The sequence below is a fragment of the Sphingopyxis granuli genome (assembly GCF_001559015.1).
GTDB lineage: Bacteria > Pseudomonadota > Alphaproteobacteria > Sphingomonadales > Sphingomonadaceae > Sphingopyxis > Sphingopyxis granuli.
The window spans coordinates 332,154-352,458 of the sequence record NZ_CP012199.1; the positions used below are offsets into that span (position 1 = coordinate 332,154).

Below are 20,305 nucleotides of genomic sequence, written 5' to 3' on the forward strand. Positions count from 1 at the left end.
GCGCGAATGGAAATGTACGATCCGGATCCCGAACCGGTCGCGATGGCGGCGGGCGAATCCCCGTGCGGGACGCAGGCGCCGCCGTCGCGGGCCGCGGTCGAAGCGGCGGTCCGCACCCTGATCGCCGCGGCGGGCGACGATCCCGCGCGCGAGGGGCTGGCCGACACGCCGGCGCGGGTGGCGCGCGCCTATCGCGAATGGTTTGCCGGCTATCGGGTCGATCCGCATCGCCTGCTGGACCGCAGCTTCGGCGATGCGGCGGGTTATGACGAAACCGTCCTGCTGCGCTCGATTCCGCTCGTTTCGACCTGCGAGCATCATCTGGCGCCGATCGTCGGGGTCGCGCACGTCGCCTATCGCCCGCGAGGCCGGGTGGTCGGCATCTCCAAGCTGTCGCGGCTCGTCGATGCCTATGCGCGGCGGCTGCAGTTGCAGGAACGGCTGACGCGGCAGATCGCCGGGGCGATCGACGAGGCCTTGCAACCGCGCGGGGTTGCGGTGATCATAGAGGCCACGCACGGCTGCATGACGACGCGCGGGGTTCGGCAGCACGGCGTTTCGCTGGTCACCAAATGCTGGCTTGGCGAGTTCGGCGCCGACGCCGCGCTTCGCCGCGAACTGCTCGCGTCTTTGCCGTGTCGGGGCAATGGTGGGAGGATGGACGGATGACGGTGCAGACCCGGACCGATCCCGGCATCCTGTCCGACGTCGAACTGGCGGCGCGGATCGCCGCGCGTGACCGCGATGCGGTGCGGATCGTCACCGAGCGCAACAATCAGCGGCTGTTTCGCGTCGCCTGGAGCGTGCTCAAAGAACGCGCCGAAGCCGAGGACGTCGTGCAAAGCACCTATATGCGCGGCTTCGCGGCGATCGGCAGCTTCGCGGGCCGCTCATCGCTGTCGACCTGGCTGACGCGGATCGCGATCAACGAGGCGCTGGGCCGCGCCCGGGCGCGCGAGCGCCGGCGAAAGCGGCTCGATGCGACGTCGGTCGTCGACCTCAACGATTATCGGGATCATCTGATGCGCGGATCGATGCAGGGCAGCAAGCCGGACGCCGAACTGGCGCAGGGCCAGATACGCGAGATGCTGGAGGCGGCGATCGCGCAGCTTCCGTCCGAATTCCGCACCACCTTCGTCCTGCGCGAGATCGAAGGCGTGTCGGTCGAGGATGCGGCGACGCTGCTCGGCATCTCGCCGGCGACGGTCAAGACGCGCTGCCTGCGGGCGCGGCGGCGGCTCCAGCAACTGCTGTCGCCCGAGCTTCGCCTCGCGCTCAGCGGCAGCTTTCCCTTCGCCGGCGCCGACTGCCATGCGCTGACCGCGCGTGTCGTGGCGCAATGGTGCGGTTGAACCAGCAGCCCCTGCGACTCGGGTGATTTCCTCCGCGTGGAAAAGCCAGTATGGCCGCACGGTATCGCCGCCGATCGGGCGCGGCGCCGGGGCTGGGGGAATGGGACATGAAGCGCAGAAGCTGTTTCGCCGGGGCGCTGTTCGCCGCGGCGGTCGTTGCCGCGCCGGCGCACGCCAAGGTGATCGACCAGGGCGATGCCGGTTTCACCGTCGCGCACACGGCGCAGGTCGCGGCGAGCCCCGACGATGTATGGGCGATGCTTCGCATGCCCCAGAAATGGTGGTCGAAGGAGCATAGCTGGTCGGGCGATGCCGCCAATTTCTGGCTCGATTCGCAGGCCGGCGGCTGTTTCTGCGAAAAGCTACCCGACGCGGGGTCGGGGATGGGCAGCGTCCAGCATGCGCGCATCCTGTTCGCGAAGCCCAACCAGCTGCTGCGCCTGTCGGGCGCGCTGGGCCCGTTGCAGGGCGAGGCGCTGACCGGCACGCTGACGATCCAGATCAAGGAGATGCCGACCGGCAGCGCGATCCGCTTCGACTATGTCGTCGGCGGCTATATGCGCTTCAAGATCGCCGACATTGCGCCCACGGTCGATGCGGTGATCGGCGAACAGCTCGCCGGGCTGGCGAACGCCCTCGGCGGCGCGCTGGCGGTCGAGCGCGGGAACGACAGGGACGACGAGGCGAAGCCGGACGCCGAAGACAGGGAATCGGCGCGCGAGCCGGGACTCGACGCCGCGGTCGCCGATCTCGTCAGGGAGGCGCCGAAGGATTAGGCCGAATGGCGGGTTTGATTCCGCTGGATCGATTCGCGCAGAGGCGCTGAGATCGCAGAGAAGAATGGGAGTTCAGGGGGCGTGGCCGACCGGCCCCTTGATCCGCCGGCTTAGCGGATGATGACATCGCATGGACTCGTCATTGCGAGCGGAGCGAAGCAATCCAGAGCGGTTGCCGCCCACTCTGGATTGCCGCGCGGCTTCGCCGCTCGCAATGACGAGTCCATTCGATGCACGATGCTCTAGGCGTCGGGCTTGCTGCGCAGCCGGGCGAGCGCCGCGAAAGGCCCCGCCTGTTCCTCGCTCAGCACGCCCTTTTCGGCGAGGATGCGGTCGGCGTCGGGGTGGCGCGGGAAAGGGTCGAGCGCGAGCGACAGCGTCTGCACCGCCGCTTCGCCCAGATCGATCCGGTCGCCGTCGAGCGGCAATATGTCGCAATCCTCGCCGCTGATCTCGATCTCTTCATCGGCCGCGTCTCCGGTCTCCACCTCGCGCAGGAAGCGCAGGTCGAAATCTTCGCGCAGCGTCGCGGGCACCGGCAGGTCGGTCGCAGCGCACGACTGCACGACATCGGCCTCAACCGCGCCCGTGGCGGCGATGCCGCCGGCGACCGCGCGCACCTCGGCCGTCAGCGCGAAGCGGTCGAGCGCGACCAGCCCGAGCCGCGCGGCGATGCGCGCGCGCGCCGCGGCGTCGGCCTCGATCGCGATGCGGCGCCCCTGCCCGGCCTCGGCCAGCGTCACGAAGTGCGAAAATTCGGTCGCGCTCATGCCCCGTCTCCGGCCGCGTCTCCGGGCAGCCGGTCGGCGGCGATCAGCGCGGCGACGGGCATCGCCGCGAGCCCCGTGCGCAGCGCCGCCACCTGCGCCTCGACATGCGCGAGCGCGGCTTCGGCGGGTGCCTGCCCGCGCCACAGGTTACGGACCAGCGCCGCGCGCAGTTCGGGCGAGCCATCGGGCGCGGCATAGGCACCCAGCCGTCCGCCGAGCGCCCCCATCATCCGCCCGACCTGTTTGCCGACGACCATGTCGCCGAAGCCGATCTGGCGCATCTGGCCGTCCATGTCGGCGACGAACAATTCGGTGAGCTGCACGCCGGCGATCGTCTGCTCCGGCTCTTCGTCGATCCGGTGGAGGACCAGCGCGAGCACGAGGCTGATCATGTCGAAACGCCCGTCGAGCGTGTCGGGAACGCCGCCCTCGACATACCAGTGCGGGGCGCGGGCCGTCGCGACGACCGCCTGCCACAGCGGGCGGCGCGCCTCGCGGGGGTCGGGGTCGGGCCGAAAGAGCTTGCGGAGCGAGATCATCCCGCCCGCTTAGGCGCAATCGGCGGCGCGGAAAAGGGGGCGGCTGTCGCCGGGCGCGCCGGGGTCGTCGCGCGACAAGCGGCTTGTGCGCCGCGCCTGCTTGCGGTTAAGAGGCGCGGGAGATGCGCAGCGGCCTGCGTCGGTCGCCGGGGCGGGCGGCCAGGGGCGAGGTCAGGACTGCGCGCGACGGAGATTGCTGATGTTCGAAGCCAAGCCTGTCCTTGCCGCCCCCCGCCTGCGCCTGTTGGCGGTGGGACTGATCGTCGCGCTGGCCGCCAGCGGCTGCACGCAGCTTCGCGGGCGGCAGGGCTATGTGGTCGACCCGGTGCTGACCGACGCGATCACCCCCGGGGTCGACAATCGCGAATCGGTCGAACGGACGCTGGGCCACCCGACCTTCGTCGGCCAGTTCAGCAACAACGATTATTATTATCTGTCACGCGAGACGCGGGCGCTGGCCTTCGCCAATCCGCGCCCGGTCGCGCAGCAGGTGCTGCGGGTCCGCTTCGACCCCGCGGGCAATGTCGCCGCGGTCGATCGCACCGGGCTCGACCAGGTCAGCAAGATCAATCCCAATGGCGACAAGACGCCGACGCTGGGCCGCAGCCGCAGCTTCTTCGAGGACATCTTCGGCAATATCGGCGCCGTCGGGGCGCCGGGCATGGGCGGCGGAACGCCCGGCCAATAAGGCTCCCGCCCTCCCCGCCGCCGGTATGCGGGGGGAGGGTGCCGGGTCCTACCCCGCGATGCCGCCGGCGGCGAGCACGGCCAGCGTTACGAGATCGGATGCCGGCGACGCCATCGTCGCGACCTGCACCGGCTTTTCCATCCCGATCAGCATCGGGCCGATGACGGCGCTGCCGCCCAGTTCGCGCAGCAGCTTCGCCGACAGATTGCCCGATTGCAGTCCCGGCATGACCAGCACGTTCGCCGGTCCCGACAGGCGGCAGAAGGGGTAGTTCGCCATCACCTTCGCGTTGAGCGCGACGTCGGGCGCGATCTCGCCCTCATATTCGAATTCGGGCCGGCGTTCGTCGAGGATGTGCACCGCGTCGCGGATATTGTCGAGCCACGACCCCGGCGGGTTGCCGAAGGTCGAATAGGAGAGGAAGGCGACGCGCGGTTCATGCCCCATGCGCCGCGCGACCTGCGCGGTGCGTTCGGCGATGTCGGCGAGCATTTCCGCCGAGGGGCGTTCGTTGACCGTCGTGTCGGCCATGAAGATGGTGTGATGCTGGCCGACGAGGACGTGGATGCCGAAGGCGGTCTTGCCCTCGGCCGGGTCGATCACGCGGCGTACCTCGCGCATCGTCTGCGAATAGGTGCGGGTGACGCCGGTGATCATCGCATCGCCGAGGCCGAGCTTGAGCAGCAGCGAGCCGAAGATGTTGCGGTCGCGGTTGACCATCCGCTCGATGTCGCGGCGCAGATAGCCACGGCGCTGGAGCCGCTCGTAGAGCATCTCGACCATCTGCGGAACGTGCGGCGAATTGACGCTGTTGTGGACCTCGAAGCTTTCGGGGTCGGCGACGCCCATGTCGCGCAGCATGTCGTGCAGCCCTTCGCGCCCGACGAGCACCGGAATGCCGTAGCCGCCGTCGCGGAACTGGATCGCGGCGCGCAGCACAACTTCCTCCTCGCCCTCGGCGAAGACGACGCGCTTCGGATTCGCCCGTGCCGCTTCATAGGCGAGGGTGAGCACCGAGGTCGTCGGGTTGAGCCGGGCGCGCAGCCGGGTGCGATATTCGGCCATGTCGGCGATCGGCCGCTGCGCGACGCCGCTGTCGATCGCCGCCTTCGCGACCGCGGCGGGGACGATTTCCATCAGCCGCGGGTCGAATGGCGAGGGGATGATATATTCGGGGCCGAAGCTGGCGGCGCGCCCGCCATAGGCCGCCGCGACCTCTTCGGGCACCTGCTGGCGTGCGAGGTCGGCGATGGCGTAGGCGGCGGCGATCTTCATCTCCTCGTTGATCGCGGTCGCGCGCACGTCGAGCGCGCCGCGGAAGATGAAAGGGAAGCACAGGACGTTGTTGACCTGGTTCGGATAGTCCGAGCGCCCGGTCGCGATGATCGCGTCGGGCCGCGCGGCGCGCGCGTCGGGCGGCGAGATTTCGGGGTCCGGATTCGCCATCGCGAAGATGATCGGCGCCGGCGCCATGTCCTTCACCATCTCCGGCTTGAGCGCGCCCGCGGCCGAGAGGCCGAGGAAGACGTCGGCGCCCTTGAGCGCCTGCATCAGGTCGCGCGCCTCGGTCGGCACCGCGTGCGCCGACTTCCACTGGTCCATCCCTTCGGCGCGGCCCTGGTAGATCGTGCCCTTGCGGTCGCACATGATGACGTTTTCGTGGCGGACGCCCATCGCCTTGATCAGTTCGGTGCAGGCGATCGCCGCGGCGCCGGCGCCGTTGACGACCACCTTGATGTCCTTGAGATCGCGCCCGGTCAGATGGCAGGCGTTGATCAGGCCGGCGGCGGTGATGATCGCGGTGCCATGCTGGTCGTCATGGAACACCGGGATGTTCATCTTTTCCTTGAGCGCCGCCTCGATGATGAAGCAGTTGGGCGCGGCGATATCCTCGAGGTTGATGCCGCCGAAGCTCGGTTCGAGCAGTTCGACCGCGTCGATGAAGGCCTGCGGGTCCTCGGTCTTGACCTCGAGGTCGATCGAATCGACGTCGGCGAAGCGCTTGAAGAGGACGGCCTTGCCCTCCATCACCGGCTTCGAGGCGAGTGCGCCCAGATTGCCAAGGCCGAGGATCGCGGTGCCGTTCGAGATGACGGCGACGAGGTTGCCCTTGATGGTATAATCATAAGCAGTGGCGGGGTCGTCGGCGATGGCCTTGACCGGGACCGCGACGCCGGGGGAGTAGGCGAGGCTCAGGTCGCGCTGGGTCGCCATCGGTTTCGACGCGACGATCTCGATTTTGCCGGGTCGGCCGTGTTCGTGGTAGAGCAGGGCCTCGCGGTCCGAAAATTGCACCTTGCTGCCGCTGTCCATATTTTTCCCCTTGGGTTCGTTCAAGGCCCGCGCCGTTTCCCAATCCCCTAGCGTCACCGGCGGCGATTGTAACCGGGCTGAGCGAAAAAGATTCGCGGGACAGGGGTCATCCGTCCCACTCTTCCGCGATAGCCATGCGCGAACTTGCCATGCCGCCCTCAATCACTAAGCAGGGTTCGATGTCCGCAACCGCCCGCACCGCCGCCAACAGCAACGCCGCCCCCGCCGCGACGCCGATGATGGCGCAATATTGGTCGCTCAAGGAAAAGGCGGGCGACTGCCTGCTCTTCTACCGCATGGGCGATTTCTTCGAGCTGTTCTTCGACGATGCGAAGGCCGCCGCCGCGACGCTCGACATCGCGCTGACGTCGCGCGGCGAGCATGGCGGAGAGCCGGTGCCGATGTGCGGCGTGCCGGTCCATTCGGCCGAATCCTATCTTGCGCGGCTGATCCGTGCCGGACACCGCGTCGCCATCGCCGAACAGGTCGAAACCCCGGCCGAGGCGAAGGCGCGCGGCGGGTCGAAGGCGCTCGTCGCGCGCGCCATCGTGCGGTTCGTGACGGCGGGGACGCTGACCGAGGAGGCGCTGCTCGAAGGGCGCAGCGCCAACCGGCTCGCCGCGCTCGCGCAGGTCGGCAGCGAAAGCGAGATCGCGATCGCCGCCGCCGATATTTCCACCGGCCGCTTCGAAGTCGTCGCGGTCCGCCCCGATCAGGTCGACGCCGAACTCGCGCGGCTCGCGCCGTCCGAACTGCTGGTGAGCGAAACCGCCGAGGCGCTTCCCGCCTGGACCGCGCGGCAGGTGGTGCGCCGCCCGGCCGGCGAATTTTCGAGCGGTGCCGGGCAGAAGCGGCTCGAGTCGCTGTTCGCGGTCCAGACGCTCGACGGCTTCGGCGCCTTCACCCGCGGCGAGATCGCGGCGATGGGCGCGATCGCCGCCTATCTCGACCATGTCGGCACCGGCGGCGCGGTCTTTCTCCAGCCGCCGGTGCGGCACAGCGCGTCGGGGCGGATGGCGATCGACGCGGCGACGCGCGAAAGCCTGGAACTCGTCCGCACGATGGCGGGAACGCGCGACGGCAGCCTGCTCGGCACCATCGACCGGACCGTGACCGCGGCCGGCGCGCGGCTGCTCGCCGACGATCTCGCGAGCCCGCTGACCGACAAGGGCGCGATCCTCGACCGGCTCGACCTTGTCGATGCACTCGCGCGCGACGCGCTGTGGCGCGGCGAATTGCGCGCTGCGCTGCGCGCGCTGCCCGATGCGGGCCGTGCGCTCGGCCGCCTCGTTGCGGGGCGCGGCGGTCCGCGCGACCTCGCGCAGCTTCGCGACGCGCTCGGCGGCGCACGGTTGCTGCGCGAACGGCTCGCGCGGCGGCCCGACCTGCCGCCGCTGCTCGCCCGGCTGCTTCCCGGTCTCGACGGGCATGGCGCGCTGGTCGACGAACTGTCGCGCGCCCTGATCGAGACGCCGCCGGTCGATTCCGCACAGGGCGGCTATATCGCCGAAGGCTATGACGCCGCGCTCGACGCGTTGCGCGAGACCGCGCGCGACGGGCGCAAGGCGATCGCGGCGCTGGAGGCGCGCTATCGCGACCGCACCGGCATCGCCTCGCTCAAGATCCGCCACAATGGCGTGCTCGGCTATCATGTCGAGGTGCCCGCGAAGCATGCCGACGCGCTGATGGCGCCCGAATCGGGCTTCACCCACCGCCAGACGCTCGCGGGCGTCGTGCGCTTCAACGCGTCCGACCTGCACGAGGCGGCGAGCCGGGTGACGCAGGCGGGGGTGCATGCGGTCGCCGCCGAGGCGGCGCACCTCGAAGCGCTGACCGAGGCCGCGGTATCGCGGCGCGAGGCGATCGCCGCAAGCTGCGACGTGCTCGCGCGGCTCGACGTCGCCGCCGCGCTCGCCGATCATGCGATGAGCCACAACTGGTGCCGCCCCGACCTTGCCGACGATCCGTGCCTCGACGTGTCGGGCGGACGCCATCCGGTGGTCGAGGCGGCGCTGGCGAAAAGCGGCGAGCGCTTCGTGCCCAACGACGTCGCGCTGTCCGAGGCCGACCGGCTGTGGCTCGTCACCGGCCCCAACATGGGCGGCAAGTCGACCTTCTTGCGCCAGAACGCGCTGATCGTCGTGCTGGCGCAGGCGGGCGCCTTCGTGCCCGCCGCGTCGGCGAAGCTGGGGCTCGTCGACCGGCTGTTCAGCCGCGTCGGGGCGAGCGACAATCTGGCGCGCGGGCGCTCGACCTTCATGGTCGAGATGGTCGAGACCGCGGCAATCCTAGCGCAGGCGACGCCGCAGAGCTTCGTGATCCTCGACGAGGTCGGGCGCGGCACCTCGACCTACGACGGGCTCGCGCTCGCCTGGTCGGTGGTCGAGGCGGTGCACGAGGCGAACCGCTGCCGCTGCCTGTTCGCGACGCATTATCACGAGCTGACGCGGCTCGCCGAAACGCTGAACGCGCTGTCGCTTTATCATGTCCGCGCACGCGAATGGCAGGGCGATCTGGTCCTGCTGCACGAAGTCGCCGAGGGGCCCGCCGACCGCAGCTACGGCCTCGCCGTCGCGCGACTCGCCGGGGTTCCCGCGGGCGTCGTCAAGCGCGCCGAGGCGGTGCTCGCGAAGCTGGAGGCGGGCCGCGAGGCGACCGGCGGCCTCGCCGCGGGGCTCGACGACCTGCCGCTGTTCGCCGCGACGATCGCCGAGGCGCCCGCGGCGAAGCCCGACGCGCTGCGCGAGGCGCTCGCCGTCATCGACCCCGATGCGCTCGCGCCGCGCGAAGCGCTCGATGCGCTCTACCGGCTGAAGCAGCTATGGGCCGAGCAGGAGGGGAGCGGGCGATGACCGACCTGTTCGCCCATCTCGACGACCGCCGCGCGATCATCGACCGGCGCGCGCTGGCGGGGCGGCTCGACGCGCTGGCGGCCGAGACGGGCGATACCGGGCAGCGCCGCCGCGCGATGGTCGCGCTGCTTCGGCAGGCGCTCGACGCGGGGCGCGCGGAGATCGGCCGCCGGCTGCTGCTCCATCCGTCGGCAGGGCGGGTGACGGCGCATGCGACCGCCTTTCTGACCGACCAGATCGTCCGCCTGAGCCACGATTTCACGATCCACCACCTCTATCCGGCGAGCAACCCGTCGGCGGGCGAGCGGCTGACGCTGGTCGCGGTCGGCGGCTATGGCCGCGGCGACATGGCGCCGTTCAGCGACGTCGACATCGGCTTCCTGACCCCGTTCAAGCAGACGAGCTGGACCGAGCAGGTGATCGAGGCGCAGCTCTATACGCTGTGGGATCTCGGGCTGAAGGTCGGCCATTCGTCGCGCTCGCTCGACGAGATGATCCGCGCCGCGAAGGAGGATCTGACGGTGCGCACCGCGCTGCTCGAGGCGCGTTTCGTGTGGGGCGACCGGGCGCTCTACGATCAGGCCTCGGCGCGTTTCGATGCCGAGGTGGTCGCGGGCAATGCGCGCGCCTTCGTCGCCGACAAGCTGGCCGAGCGCGACGAGCGGCACAAGAGGATGGGCGATTCGCGCTATGTCGTCGAACCCAATGTGAAGGAGGGGAAGGGGGGGCTGCGCGACCTTCACACCCTGTTCTGGATCGGCAAGTTCATCCACCGCGTGCGCACCGTTCCCGAACTGGTCGACGCCGGGCTGCTCACCAGCCGCGAACTGCGCCAGTTCGCGCGCGCCGAGAATTTCCTGCTCGCCGTTCGCTGCCATCTCCACATGCTCGCGGGGCGCGCCGAGGACCGGCTGACCTTCGACGTCCAGCGCGAGATCGCGGCGCGGATGCAGTTCGCCGAGCGCCCGGGCAAGAGCGCGGTCGAGCGGTTCATGCAGCTCTATTTCCTTCATGCGAAGAGCGTCGGCGACCTCACCGGCACCTTCCTCGCGCATCTCGACGACCAGCTCGCGGCGCGCGGCCGCCGCTTCCTGCCGACGATCCGGCGACGGCCGGGCAAGCTCAACGGTTTCGTGCTCGACCGCGGCCGGCTGGCGCTGCCGTCGGACGACTTCTTTCAGCAGGACCCGGTGCGGCTGATCGAGATTTTCGCGCTCGCCGACCGGCATGGCCTCGAAATCCACCCGCAGGCGATGCGCCAGGCGCGCCACGACGCCAAGCTGATCGAGACGCAGGGCGTGCGCCGCGTCGCGCGCGCGAATGCCCTGTTCCTCGACGTGCTGACGTCCCCGCGCGACCCTGAAACGGTGCTGCGCTGGATGAACGAGGCGGGGGTGTTCGGCCGCTTCGTGCCCGATTTCGGCCGCGTCGTCGCGCAGATGCAGTTCGACATGTATCATCATTATACGGTCGACGAGCACACGATCCGCGCGATCGGCCTGCTTTCGGACATCGAGCAGGACCGGCTGAAGGACGATCATCCGCTGTCGACCGCGATTATGCAGCATGTCCAGTCGCGGCGCGTCATCTATGTCGCGGTGCTGCTCCACGACATCGCCAAGGGGCGCGGCGGCGATCACAGCATCCTGGGTGCCGAACTCGCGCTGCGCGTCTGCCCGCGGCTCGGGCTGACCGAGGCGGAGACCGAGACGGTGTCGTGGCTGGTGCGTCATCACCTGCTGATGGCGGCGACGGCGTTCAAGCGCGACCTCGCCGATTTCAAGACGATCCTCGACTTCGCGCAGGTCGTCCAGAGCCCCGAGCGGCTGCGCCTGCTGCTCGTCCTCACCGTCGTCGATATCCGCGCGGTCGGCCCCGGCGTGTGGAACAGCTGGAAGCGGCAGTTGCTGGCCGAATTGTTCGACGCCGCCGAAGAGGTGCTGCGCCTCGGCCACAAGCAGCGCGGGCGGGCGGCGCGGATCGCGGGCAAGAAGGAAGAGGCGCAGCGCCTGCTCGCGCTCGACGACAAGGCGTTCGCGCGGCTCGCGAGGCGGCTTCCCGAAAGCTATTGGATCGCCGAGCCGGTCGAGGTGATCGCGGCGAACCTGATCCATATCCAGAAGGCCGGCGGCGCCCCGCTGCATATCGCGGCGGTGCCCGACGACGATCGCGGCGCGACGCTGGTGATGGTGCTCGCGGCCGACCATCCGGGGCTCTTCTATCGCATCGCCGGGGGCATCCACCTCGCCGGCGGCAACATCATCGACGCGCGTATCCACACGACGCGCGACGGGCTCGCGCTCGACAATTTCCTGGTCCAGGATCCGCTCGGCCGCCCCTTTGCCGAGGCGGAGCAGATCGTCCGCCTGACGCGGGCGATCGAGGATGCGCTGGCGGGCCGCCAGAAGCTGCTGCCGAAGCTGGAGGCGCGCGCGCTGCCGCGCACCCGCGCCGAGGCGTTTCGCGTCGCGCCGAACGTCTTCATCGACAACAAGGCGTCGAACCGCTTCACCGTGATCGAGGTCAATGCGCAGGACCGCCCGGCGCTGCTCAACCAGCTTGCCTATGCGCTGTTCCAGTCGAAGGTGACGGTGCACAGCGCGCATGTCGCCACCTATGGCGAGCGCGCGGTCGACACCTTCTATGTCACCGACCTGATCGGCGACAAGATCGACAGCGCGGCGCGCGTGAGATCGCTGGAAAAGCGCCTGCTCGAAGCCGCCGCGAGCCGCAGCGAGAATGCCGTCGCCGCCTGATCCGGCCTATCCCCGCAGCACCGCGCCCAGTTTCGCGGCGGCGGCGACGATCCGGTCGGCGATCGCCTTCAGATCGGCATCGGTGAAGCTTTTTTCCGCCGGTTGCAGTTCAACCTCGACGGCCAGGCTGACCTGTCCTTCGGGAACGCCCTGGCCGGCGAAGCGGTCGAACAGGCGGGCTCCGGTGATCGCGCCCTTGTCGGCGCCCTTCACCGCGCGGATGAGGTCGGCGGCGGCGAGCGTTTCGGGAGCGAGGAAGGCGAAGTCGCGGCGCACCGCCTGCAGCGCGGGCGGCGTAAAGGCCGCGCGGGCCGGACCGCTCGCGCGCTTCGCCGGGATCGCGTCGAGGAAAATCTGCACCGCCATCACCGGTCCGTCGACGTCGAAATGCCGCGTCAGCGCGGGGTGGAGCGCGCCGAACTCGGCGAGCACCGCCTTGGGGCCGAGCCGGAGCGTCGCCGCCTGGCCCGGATGCCAGATCGCGCCCTGGGCGACCGGTTCCATCACCTGCAGCCGGTCGGCGGGGGCGCCGGCGGCTTCGAGCAGCGCGAGCGCCGCCGCCTTGGCGTCGAACGCGTCGAAGGGCTGCGCCTTGCCCGCCTGCCAGCTGCGCGCGCGGCGTTCGCCCGCCATCAGCAGCGCCAGCGTCGGATGCTCGGCATCGGCCAGATAGCGCCGGCCGATCTCGAACAGGCGGATGCTGTCCGCGCCGCGATTCGCGTTGCGCGCGGCCGCGGCGAGCAGGCCCGGCAGCAGCGAAGGACGCATCACCTTGAGATCTTCGCTGATCGGGTTGGCGAGCGCCCAGGTGCCGCCGCCGAACGGCGCCGCCTCACGCTCGCTGACGAAGCTCCACGTCACCGCCTCGTGGAAACCCGCCGCCGCCGCGGCGCGGCGCAGGCGGCGTTCGAGCATCTGCTCGGCCGTCGCGGTCGGCTTCGCCACCCCGTCGCTGCGCGGCAACGGGGTCGAGGGAATGGCGTCGAAGCCGTGAATGCGCGCCACTTCCTCGACGATGTCGGGCGCGGCGTCGACGTCGCGGCGCCAGCTCGGCACCGTGACCTGCCAGCGTGCGCCCTGTTCGATGACCGTGAAGCCCAGCGCCTCCAGAATCTCGCGCTGGCGCGCGGGGTCGATCGCGACGCCGCCCAGCGTCGCGGCGAGCCCGGGGTCATAATCGACGTGCCGCGTAGCGACCGGCGGGGCGCCCGCGCGCGTCACCGCCGAGGGGGTGCCGCCGCAGATGGCGAGGATATGGCCGGTGACGATCGCGGTCGCGTCGTCGAGGAAAGCCGGATCGACGCCGCGCTCGAAGCGGCTGCGCGCGTCGCTGGCGAGGCCGAGTGCCTGGCCGGTGAGCGCGATCCGCTCCGGGGTGAACCAGGCGATTTCGAGCAGGACGTCGGTCGTCGCCTCGCTGCACCCGCTATGCTCGCCGCCCATGATGCCGGCGATGTCGTGGACGCCGGCATCGTCGGCGATCACTGTCATCGTGTCGTGGAGCGTATAGCTCTTGCCGTTGAGCGCGACGACGCTTTCGCCCGCCTTCGCCCGGCGCGCGACGAGCGGTCCGGTCAGCGTCGCGCGGTCGTAGATATGGCTCGGGCGGCCGAGGTCGAACATCACATAGTTGCTGATGTCGACGAGCGCCGAGATCGAGCGCTGGCCGATCGCTTCGAGCCGGCGGCGCATCCACTCGGGCGCGGCGCCGTTGGTGACGCCGGCGATCGTGCGGCCATAGAAGGCGGGACAGCCTTCGGGGTCGTGGGTGGCGATCCCGGTCGCGGGCTCGCCTTCGCCGAGGATCGTCGGGACGGCGAGCGGCTTGAGCGTGCCCAGCCCCGCCGCGGCGAGGTCGCGCGCGATCCCGCGCACGCCCATGCAGTCCTGCCGGTTGGGGGTGATCGATATGTCGATCACCGGATCGTTCGTGCCCGCATGGTCGGCGAAGGGCATTCCGACGGGGGCGTCGGCGGGCAGCTCGATGATGCCGTCATGGTCGTCGCCGAGTTCGAGCTCGCGCGTCGAACACATCATGCCGTTCGATTCGACGCCGCGGATCGCCGAGACCTTCAGCTCCATGCCGTTCGCCGGGACGACCGCGCCGGGCAGGCCGAGCACACCGACAAGGCCGGCGCGCGCGTTGGGGGCGCCGCACACGACCTGCAACGGCGCGCCGGCGTTGATGTCGGGCCCGGCGTCGACGGTGAGCACCTGCAGCTTGTCGGCCTGCGGGTGGCGCTCGGCGGTCAGGACGCGCGCAACGCGGAAGCCGGCGAGCTTCTCGGCCGGATTCTCGACGCCTTCGACCTCGTGGCCGATGCGGTTGAGGGTCGCGACCACCGCCTCGACGGTCGCGTCGGTGTCGAGATGCTCCCTGAGCCAGTCGAGGGTGATCTTCATGCCGAAATCCCCCCCGACAGCGTCGGAACGCTCAGCGCGCCGAAGCCGTAGTGGGACAGCCACCGGAGGTCGCCGTCGAAGAAGGCGCGCAGGTCGTCCATGCCATATTTGAGCATCGCGAGCCGGTCGATGCCGGCGCCGAAGGCGAAGCCCTGCCATTCGTCGGGGTCGAGCCCGCAATTGGCGATGACGCGCCGGTTGACCATGCCGCTGCCGAGCAGTTCCATCCACGCATGCCCTTCGTCGTCGCCGCTGCCGCCGACGATGCGGCGACCCTTTTCCTGCCGGTATCCGACATCGACCTCCGCCGACGGCTCGGTGAAGGGGAAATAGCTGGGGCGCAGGCGCAGCACGATGTCGTCGCGCTCGAAATAGGCCTTGAGGAAGGTTTCGAGCGTCCATTTGAGGTGGCCCATGTGGATGCCGCGGTCGATGACGAGACTCTCGACCTGGTGGAACATCGGCGTGTGGGTCGCGTCGCTGTCGCTGCGATAGACGCGCCCCGGCGCGATGATGCGGATCGGCGGCTGCTGGCTCATCATCGTGCGGACCTGCACCGGCGAGGTGTGGGTGCGAAGCAGCATCGGACGGCCGTCGGCGTTCGCCATCTGCGGCGGGAAATAGAAGGTGTCGTGCATGGCGCGCGCGGGATGCGTCTCGGGGATGTTGAGCGCGGTGAAATTGCGCCAGTCGTCCTCGATCTCGGGCCCGGTGGCAACCGCGAAGCCCATGTCGGCGAAGATTTCCGCCAGCTCGTCCATCGCCTGGCTGACCGGGTGGACGCTGCCCTGCGGGGCGGCGTCGGCGGGGAGCGTCATGTCGAGCCGCTCGGCGGCGAGCCTTTGCTCGAGCGCCGCGGCTTCGAGCGCGGCCTTGCGCGCGGCGAGCGCGCCGGTGACGGCTTCGCGCAGGGCGTGGATCTGCGGGCCGCGCTCCTGCCGCTCCTCGGGGCTCATCGCGCCCAGCGTCTTGAGCAGCGCCGACACGCTGCCCGCCTTGCCGAGCGCGGCGACGCGCAGCGCCTCCAGCGCGTCGAGGTCGGCGGCCGCGGCGATGTCGCCCACAAGCTGGGCCTGCATGGCCTGATATTCGCTCATCTTCGTTCGTCCTGCGGCGGCCGCCCGCCGAGGCGCGCGCGATCGTCTATATGGTGGTTTCCGGATGCCGGGTCGTTCCGCCGCCGCTTGCACCGAAGGCGGCGCGCGGGTCAACCCCGAAGCGCTCAGGCGCCGGGCCGGTGCAGGCCCTGCACCGCTTCGCCCGCGGCGGCGGCGCGGGCGCGGGCGGCGGCGCCGAGGATCGGCTTGGGCCGCGCCGCGTAGGCGCGCGGGCTCATCCCCATGAAACGCTGGAAGTCCCGGGTGAACTGCGCCTGGTCGTGATAGTGGTGATCGAGCGTGTCGATCCACGCCATCGTCGGGTCGAGCATGAAGCGGGCAAGGCTGCGCAGGAAGCGCTGGCGGCGGAGCAGCAGCTTGGGCGGAAAGCCGAACGCCCGGCGGCTCAGCCGCTCGACCGAGCGCGCCGACAGGCCGAGCCGGGCCGCGAGGTCGGCGACGCTCGCCAGTTCCTCGTCGACGAGCGCGCCGTGCGCGGCGCGGATCGCCGGGTCGTCGCGCGGCGCGGCGCCGAGCAGCGCGGCGAAATGCGCGTCGATCGTCCGCGCCGCCTCTTCCACGTCCGCGGCGCGGGGTAGTCGTGCGGCGAGCGGCGCGAAGGCGGCGAAGGCGGGGTGCGCTTCGCCGTCGCAGAAACGGTCCGCCAATGCCTCGGCGGATATCGGGACATATTTGGCCCAGCCCATCGGTAACAGGCCGATCCCCCAGACGCGCATCGCGCCGGCCGCGAAATAGCTCGCCTTGCTCGTCGGGCCGGTGGCGATGAAGCGCGGCGCCGGGACCGGGACGCCGCCGCCGATCGCCGCGAGCGGCGCGGTGCCGTCGATGAAGCGCATGTTCGCCCATTCGGGGTGCAGATAATCATCGACGCGGACCCCCGGCGGGGCGGCGACGTCGGTCAGATAGATGATGCTGGCATAGGGGCGCAGCGCCTCCGACACCGGGAAGAAGCGGGTCGTCACGCGCACATCGGCGCCCGGCCCCTGCGGTTGCATCGCGTCGGTCATGCCCTGTCGCTTCTGCGGACGGATGCGCAAAAAAACAACAAGCTAAGCGACCCGATTGTCGGGTTCTTACAATTATTGTCATGTTCCGGACGGCATATGTCACGCTTCTTCGGCGCGGCTTGTGCCAGAGGATGGGAACACTTCCACCGGCCGTCGGCTTTCTGCGACCCACGGCTTAGCGGCTCGGAGGGAGGGGGGCGGTGTATCGCTTTGATCATCGTCGAGACGGCGCGGGGCCTGGCTCCGCGCCGTCTCTCTTTGCGCGGCGCGCACGCAAAAGGGCGGCCCCGGATGGGACCGCCCTTTTGCGATTCGATGGCTCGATCCGGCGTTACGCGGCCTTGGGCAGCGCCGCCTTCGCCTGGGCGATGATCGTGGTGAACACGCCGCCTTCGTTCATCGCCAGATCGGCCATGACCTTGCGGTCGAGTTCGATCCCCGCGAGCTTCACGCCGTGCATGAACTGCGAATAGGTCAGGCCTTCGGCGCGGACCGCGGCATTGATGCGCTGGATCCACAGGGCGCGGAAGCTCCGCTTCTTCACCTTGCGGTCGCGATAGGCGTACTGGCCGGCCTTCTCGACCGCCTGCTTGGCGATGCGGATCGTGTTCTTGCGGCGGCCGTAATAGCCCTTCGCCTGTGCCAGAACTCGGTTGTGCTTGGCGCGCGTGGTCGTGCCGCGTTTGATACGGGACATGGGGTCCGCTCCTTACTTCAGGCCGTAGGGCGCCCAGAGGCGCACATGGGCGGTATCGGCATCGCTGAGCACGCTGGTGCCGCGATTGGTGCGGATATATTTCGCATTGTGCGAGATCAGGCGGTGGCGCTTGCCGGCGACGCCGTGCTTCACCTTGCCCGAGGCGGTGAACTTGAAGCGCTTCTTCACACCGCTCTTGGTCTTGAGCTTGGGCATTTTGGTCTCCTTTGGAAGTCCGTTTGCGTATCGGCCTGGCAGCCCTTTCAGCCAGCCGACACAATCGGAAGGCGCGCGCCTAGCGGGATTCGCGCCGAAATGCAAGTCTCGCTCAAGATCCGGTCATTGCGAGCGAAGCGAGGCAGTCTCCAGCCATCGAGGCTTCTGCATGCCGGAGGCTGCGGGTTGCTACGCCCCCCGGATCAAGTCGACATATACCCTTCAGGCGAGTCAGGAGCCGTTCCCCGGCGAAAGCCGGGGTCCAGATGGCACAGCGCTGCCTCGCATGGACCCCGGCTTTCGCCGGGGAACAGTGACTTGTCGAAAAGGGAGGGTTGCCGATCAAGTCCGGGGTCCTCGCAATGACGAGGTTCAGAAGCTCGCCCCGTCGACCTTCTGGATCGTCAGCAAATCGAGGTCGGCCGCGGGGACGCAGCGCAGGTTGACCGCCGCCATCTTCGCCCCGTCGGGGCCGGTGCCGACCGAAAAGCCCTGACAGCCGCAGTCGGTGCAGAACTGGTGGTCGATATTATGCTTGTTGAACTTGTAGGAGGCGAGCTTGTCGGCGCCGCCGGTCAGTCGGAACTTGTCGATCGGCACGAAGGTCAGCAGGAATCCCTTGCGCCGGCAGTGCGAGCAGTTGCAGCTCATCGCCGTGTCGGGGATGTCGCCTTCGACCGTATAGGTCACCGCGCCGCAATGGCAGCTTCCGTCGAACGCCATGGTCTTCTCTCCCTGGGTCTTGGCCCTAATGGTGGCAGGCGAGGCCCTCGATAACATCTTCGAGCCGCGCGGGATCGCCCAATGCGATGACATGGCCGTCACTGTCGGCGTTCAGCGGATCGCCGTTCCAGTCGCACATCGTCCCGCCCGCGCCCTCGACGACCGGCACCAGCGCCGCGAAATCGTGGAGCTTCAGCCCCGCCTCGACCACCAGGTCGATATGGCCGCTCGCCAGCAGGCCGTAATTGTAGCAGTCGCCGCCGAAGAGCATGCGCTTGTGCGCGGTCTTTGCCGCGAGTGCCATGAAATGCTCGCCGTCGTGATCGCTGAAATACTGCGGTCCCGTCGTCGCGAGCGCCGCGTCGGCGAGGCTGCGGCAGGCGCGCGTCGCGGCGGGACGGCCGTTGAACAGCGTTGCTTGTCCGGTAGCGCCGACCCAGCGTTCGCGCGCGATCGGCTGGTCGATGATGCCGAGCACGGGCCAGCCGTCCTGCAACAGCGCGATCAGCGTGCCGAAGATCGGCCGGCCGGCCATGAAGCTGACCGTGCCGTCGATCGGGTCGAGCACCCACTGGCGCGCGGCGTCGGGCCGCTCGGCGCCATATTCCTCGCCGATGATGCCGTCGCGCGGCGCTTCGGCATCGAGCAGGCGGCGCATCGCGGCCTCGGCGGCGCGGTCGGCCTCGGTGACCGGCGAGTCGTCGCCCTTCGCCTCGTGCGCGAAACCGGCACGGAAATGGGGGCGGATCACGGCGCCCGCGGCGTCGGCGAGGCGGATGGCGAGGGCGATGTCGGATTCGAGGGTCATGGGGCAGAATCCAAGTTTTTAGCGAACGGGTAGGGAAGGGGGGAGCAGGAAAATACGAATCCGGACTCCCGGTGTATGGCCTGTGAGGATTCGGCGTTCGGCGCGCTGCCTCATCTGTTCGTCATGCTGAACTCGTTTCAGGGTCCATGGCCGGACCTCCCCCTTTTGCGCCGCCTTTCAGGTGAGGGCAGGCCATGGACCCTGAAACAAGTTCAGGGTGACGAAAGGGAGACGCTGTGCCGAAACCCGAATCCTCACGGGCCTCAATCGAACAGCGACGACACGCTGGTTTCGTCGGCGATGCGCTTGATCGCCTCGCCGAGCAGCGGCGCGACGGTCAGTGCGCGCACCTTGTCGCTGTCGTTGACCGCGTCGGTCGGCATGATCGAATCGGTGATGACGAGTTCGGTCAGTTCGCTCGCGTTGACGCGCGCCACCGCCCCGCCCGACAGCACGCCGTGGGTGCAATAGGCGACGACGCCCTCTGCCCCCTGCGCCTTCAGCGCGGCGGCGGCGTTGCACAGCGTTCCCGCCGAATCGACAATGTCGTCGATCAGGATGCAGAAGCGCCCCGACACGTCGCCGATGATGTTCATCACCTCCGATTCGCCGGCGCGCTCGCGGCGCTTGTCGACGATCGCCAGCGGCGCGTTGTCGAGCCGCTTGGCGAGCGCGCGGGCGCGCACCACGCCGCCGACGTCGGGCGAGACGACCATCAGGTTGCGGTCGCCGAAGCGCGCCTGAATGTCGGCGCTCATCACCGGCGCGGCATAGAGGTTGTCGGTCGGGATGTCGAAGAAGCCCTGAATCTGCCCGGCGTGCAGGTCGATCGCGAGCACGCGGTCGGCGCCCGAGGTGGTGATGAGGTTGGCGACCAGCTTGGCCGAGATCGGGGTGCGCGGGCCGGGTTTGCGGTCCTGCCGCGCATAGCCGAAATAGGGGATGACGGCGGTGATGCGCTTGGCCGAGGCGCGGCGCAGCGCGTCGGTGATGATCAGCAGCTCCATCAGATTGTCGTTCGCCGGATAGTTGGTCGGCTGGATGACGAACACGTCCTGGCCGCGGACATTCTCGTGAATCTCGACGAACACTTCTTCGTCGGCGAAGCGGCGCACGCTGGTGTCGGCGAGCGGCAATTCCAGATAGTCGGCGATCGCGCGGGCCAGGGGAAGATTGCTGTTGCCGGAAATGAGTTTCATGCGTGGCCCCTTGTCGCCGTGTGGGGAAGGATGCGCGCCCCTTAACCAGCGGGCACGCGAAGGGGAAGGGGGTAAAGGCGGGCGGGCG

General features: G+C 69.4%; 17 protein-coding genes. 6 read left to right on the forward strand and 11 right to left on the reverse strand.

Annotated elements, in window-relative coordinates; translation table 11 throughout:
- The first annotated feature begins 42 nt into the window (after window positions 1-42).
- Genes folE through SGRAN_RS01640 form a run of 3 tightly spaced genes read left to right on the forward strand, consistent with a single transcriptional unit; the run spans window position 43 to window position 2,128 of the window.
- Window positions 43-669, forward strand: coding sequence for a GTP cyclohydrolase I FolE (gene folE / locus SGRAN_RS01630; RefSeq protein WP_148650948.1), 627 nt, complete (start codon window positions 43-45; stop codon window positions 667-669).
- Window positions 666-1,352, forward strand: coding sequence for an RNA polymerase sigma factor (locus tag SGRAN_RS01635; RefSeq protein ID WP_067180160.1), 687 nt, complete (start codon window positions 666-668; stop codon window positions 1,350-1,352). Before folE ends, SGRAN_RS01635 begins: the two co-directional genes overlap by 4 nt.
- Before the next feature lie 50 nt (window positions 1,353-1,402).
- Window positions 1,403-2,128 (forward strand): hypothetical protein, encoded by a 726-nt coding sequence (locus SGRAN_RS01640; protein ID WP_237233681.1) that lies wholly within the window; start codon window positions 1,403-1,405, stop codon window positions 2,126-2,128.
- Window positions 2,129-2,370: 242 nt separating this feature from the next.
- Here SGRAN_RS01640 and SGRAN_RS01645 read toward each other — a convergent pair whose 3' ends face one another.
- Both SGRAN_RS01645 and SGRAN_RS01650 read right to left on the reverse strand, forming a co-directional pair.
- Window positions 2,371-2,898, reverse strand: a complete 528-nt coding sequence (locus SGRAN_RS01645) for a YceD family protein (protein WP_067180164.1) — start codon at window positions 2,896-2,898, stop codon at window positions 2,371-2,373.
- Complete coding sequence (locus tag SGRAN_RS01650) at window positions 2,895-3,437, reverse strand: ubiquinol-cytochrome C chaperone family protein (RefSeq protein WP_067180167.1); 543 nt, start codon at window positions 3,435-3,437, stop codon at window positions 2,895-2,897. The genes SGRAN_RS01645 and SGRAN_RS01650 overlap by 4 nt, the downstream gene beginning before the upstream one ends.
- 199 nt (window positions 3,438-3,636) lie before the next feature.
- Here SGRAN_RS01650 and SGRAN_RS01655 point away from each other — a divergent pair, with 199 nt between their 5' ends.
- Window positions 3,637-4,125, forward strand: a complete 489-nt coding sequence (locus tag SGRAN_RS01655; protein WP_067180170.1) for an outer membrane protein assembly factor BamE — start codon at window positions 3,637-3,639, stop codon at window positions 4,123-4,125.
- A gap of 48 nt (window positions 4,126-4,173) precedes the next feature.
- Here the strand turns inward: SGRAN_RS01655 and SGRAN_RS01660 are convergent, their stop codons facing one another.
- Window positions 4,174-6,438: an NADP-dependent malic enzyme gene (locus SGRAN_RS01660; protein WP_067180173.1), complete on the reverse strand. Its 2,265-nt coding sequence runs from the start codon at window positions 6,436-6,438 to the stop codon at window positions 4,174-4,176.
- A 179-nt stretch (window positions 6,439-6,617) separates the two neighbouring features.
- Between SGRAN_RS01660 and mutS the strand changes: the two genes are divergently transcribed.
- Window positions 6,618-9,290, forward strand: coding sequence for a DNA mismatch repair protein MutS (mutS, locus tag SGRAN_RS01665; RefSeq protein ID WP_067186798.1), 2,673 nt, complete (start codon window positions 6,618-6,620; stop codon window positions 9,288-9,290).
- Window positions 9,287-12,046 (forward strand): [protein-PII] uridylyltransferase, encoded by a 2,760-nt coding sequence (locus SGRAN_RS01670; RefSeq protein WP_067180176.1) that lies wholly within the window; start codon window positions 9,287-9,289, stop codon window positions 12,044-12,046. Before mutS ends, SGRAN_RS01670 begins: the two co-directional genes overlap by 4 nt.
- 6 nt (window positions 12,047-12,052) lie before the next feature.
- Here SGRAN_RS01670 and pheT read toward each other — a convergent pair whose 3' ends face one another.
- The 8 genes from pheT to SGRAN_RS01710 all read right to left on the reverse strand — a co-directional run bounded on the left by pheT (window position 12,053) and on the right by SGRAN_RS01710 (window position 20,217).
- Window positions 12,053-14,449 (reverse strand): phenylalanine--tRNA ligase subunit beta, encoded by a 2,397-nt coding sequence (gene pheT / locus SGRAN_RS01675; RefSeq protein WP_067180178.1) that lies wholly within the window; start codon window positions 14,447-14,449, stop codon window positions 12,053-12,055.
- Window positions 14,446-15,546, reverse strand: a complete 1,101-nt coding sequence (pheS, locus tag SGRAN_RS01680) for a phenylalanine--tRNA ligase subunit alpha (RefSeq protein WP_067180181.1) — start codon at window positions 15,544-15,546, stop codon at window positions 14,446-14,448. The genes pheT and pheS overlap by 4 nt, the downstream gene beginning before the upstream one ends.
- A 125-nt stretch (window positions 15,547-15,671) precedes the next feature.
- A complete protein-coding gene (locus tag SGRAN_RS01685; RefSeq protein ID WP_237233686.1) occupies window positions 15,672-16,574 on the reverse strand; it encodes a helix-turn-helix domain-containing protein in 903 nt (300 codons plus the stop codon).
- Between the two features lie 331 nt (window positions 16,575-16,905).
- Window positions 16,906-17,271 (reverse strand): 50S ribosomal protein L20, encoded by a 366-nt coding sequence (gene rplT / locus SGRAN_RS01690; protein WP_067112161.1) that lies wholly within the window; start codon window positions 17,269-17,271, stop codon window positions 16,906-16,908.
- A 12-nt stretch (window positions 17,272-17,283) separates the two neighbouring features.
- The gene (gene rpmI, locus SGRAN_RS01695) at window positions 17,284-17,487 is read right to left on the reverse strand and encodes a 50S ribosomal protein L35 (protein ID WP_067112163.1); all 204 of its coding nucleotides are present in this window, start codon (window positions 17,485-17,487) and stop codon (window positions 17,284-17,286) included.
- Between the two features lie 372 nt (window positions 17,488-17,859).
- Window positions 17,860-18,210 (reverse strand): GFA family protein, encoded by a 351-nt coding sequence (locus SGRAN_RS01700; protein WP_067180184.1) that lies wholly within the window; start codon window positions 18,208-18,210, stop codon window positions 17,860-17,862.
- 25 nt (window positions 18,211-18,235) lie between these two features.
- Window positions 18,236-19,018: a histidinol-phosphatase gene (gene hisN / locus SGRAN_RS01705; RefSeq protein WP_067180187.1), complete on the reverse strand. Its 783-nt coding sequence runs from the start codon at window positions 19,016-19,018 to the stop codon at window positions 18,236-18,238.
- A gap of 263 nt (window positions 19,019-19,281) precedes the next feature.
- Window positions 19,282-20,217, reverse strand: a complete 936-nt coding sequence (locus SGRAN_RS01710) for a ribose-phosphate pyrophosphokinase (protein ID WP_067180190.1) — start codon at window positions 20,215-20,217, stop codon at window positions 19,282-19,284.
- Window positions 20,218-20,305: the final 88 nt, after the last annotated feature.

Bases quoted from the DNA above. Each gene is read 5' to 3' on its own strand.
- pheS (WP_067180181.1), bottom strand. From the start codon at position 15,546: ATGAGCGAATATCAGGCCATGCAGGCCCAGCTTGTGGGCGACATCGCC.
- hisN (WP_067180187.1), bottom strand. From the start codon at position 19,018: ATGACCCTCGAATCCGACATCGCCCTCGCCATCCGCCTCGCCGACGCC.
- SGRAN_RS01710 (WP_067180190.1), bottom strand. From the start codon at position 20,217: ATGAAACTCATTTCCGGCAACAGCAATCTTCCCCTGGCCCGCGCGATC.
- SGRAN_RS01650 (WP_067180167.1), bottom strand. From the start codon at position 3,437: ATGATCTCGCTCCGCAAGCTCTTTCGGCCCGACCCCGACCCCCGCGAG.
- SGRAN_RS01685 (WP_237233686.1), bottom strand. From the start codon at position 16,574: ATGACCGACGCGATGCAACCGCAGGGGCCGGGCGCCGATGTGCGCGTG.
- SGRAN_RS01700 (WP_067180184.1), bottom strand. From the start codon at position 18,210: ATGGCGTTCGACGGAAGCTGCCATTGCGGCGCGGTGACCTATACGGTC.
- SGRAN_RS01640 (WP_237233681.1), top strand. From the start codon at position 1,403: ATGGCCGCACGGTATCGCCGCCGATCGGGCGCGGCGCCGGGGCTGGGG.
- SGRAN_RS01670 (WP_067180176.1), top strand. From the start codon at position 9,287: ATGACCGACCTGTTCGCCCATCTCGACGACCGCCGCGCGATCATCGAC.
- SGRAN_RS01660 (WP_067180173.1), bottom strand. From the start codon at position 6,438: ATGGACAGCGGCAGCAAGGTGCAATTTTCGGACCGCGAGGCCCTGCTC.
- rplT (WP_067112161.1), bottom strand. From the start codon at position 17,271: ATGTCCCGTATCAAACGCGGCACGACCACGCGCGCCAAGCACAACCGA.
- SGRAN_RS01635 (WP_067180160.1), top strand. From the start codon at position 666: ATGACGGTGCAGACCCGGACCGATCCCGGCATCCTGTCCGACGTCGAA.
- SGRAN_RS01645 (WP_067180164.1), bottom strand. From the start codon at position 2,898: ATGAGCGCGACCGAATTTTCGCACTTCGTGACGCTGGCCGAGGCCGGG.
- folE (WP_148650948.1), top strand. From the start codon at position 43: ATGGCGGCGGGCGAATCCCCGTGCGGGACGCAGGCGCCGCCGTCGCGG.
- rpmI (WP_067112163.1), bottom strand. From the start codon at position 17,487: ATGCCCAAGCTCAAGACCAAGAGCGGTGTGAAGAAGCGCTTCAAGTTC.
- SGRAN_RS01655 (WP_067180170.1), top strand. From the start codon at position 3,637: ATGTTCGAAGCCAAGCCTGTCCTTGCCGCCCCCCGCCTGCGCCTGTTG.
- mutS (WP_067186798.1), top strand. From the start codon at position 6,618: ATGTCCGCAACCGCCCGCACCGCCGCCAACAGCAACGCCGCCCCCGCC.
- pheT (WP_067180178.1), bottom strand. From the start codon at position 14,449: ATGAAGATCACCCTCGACTGGCTCAGGGAGCATCTCGACACCGACGCG.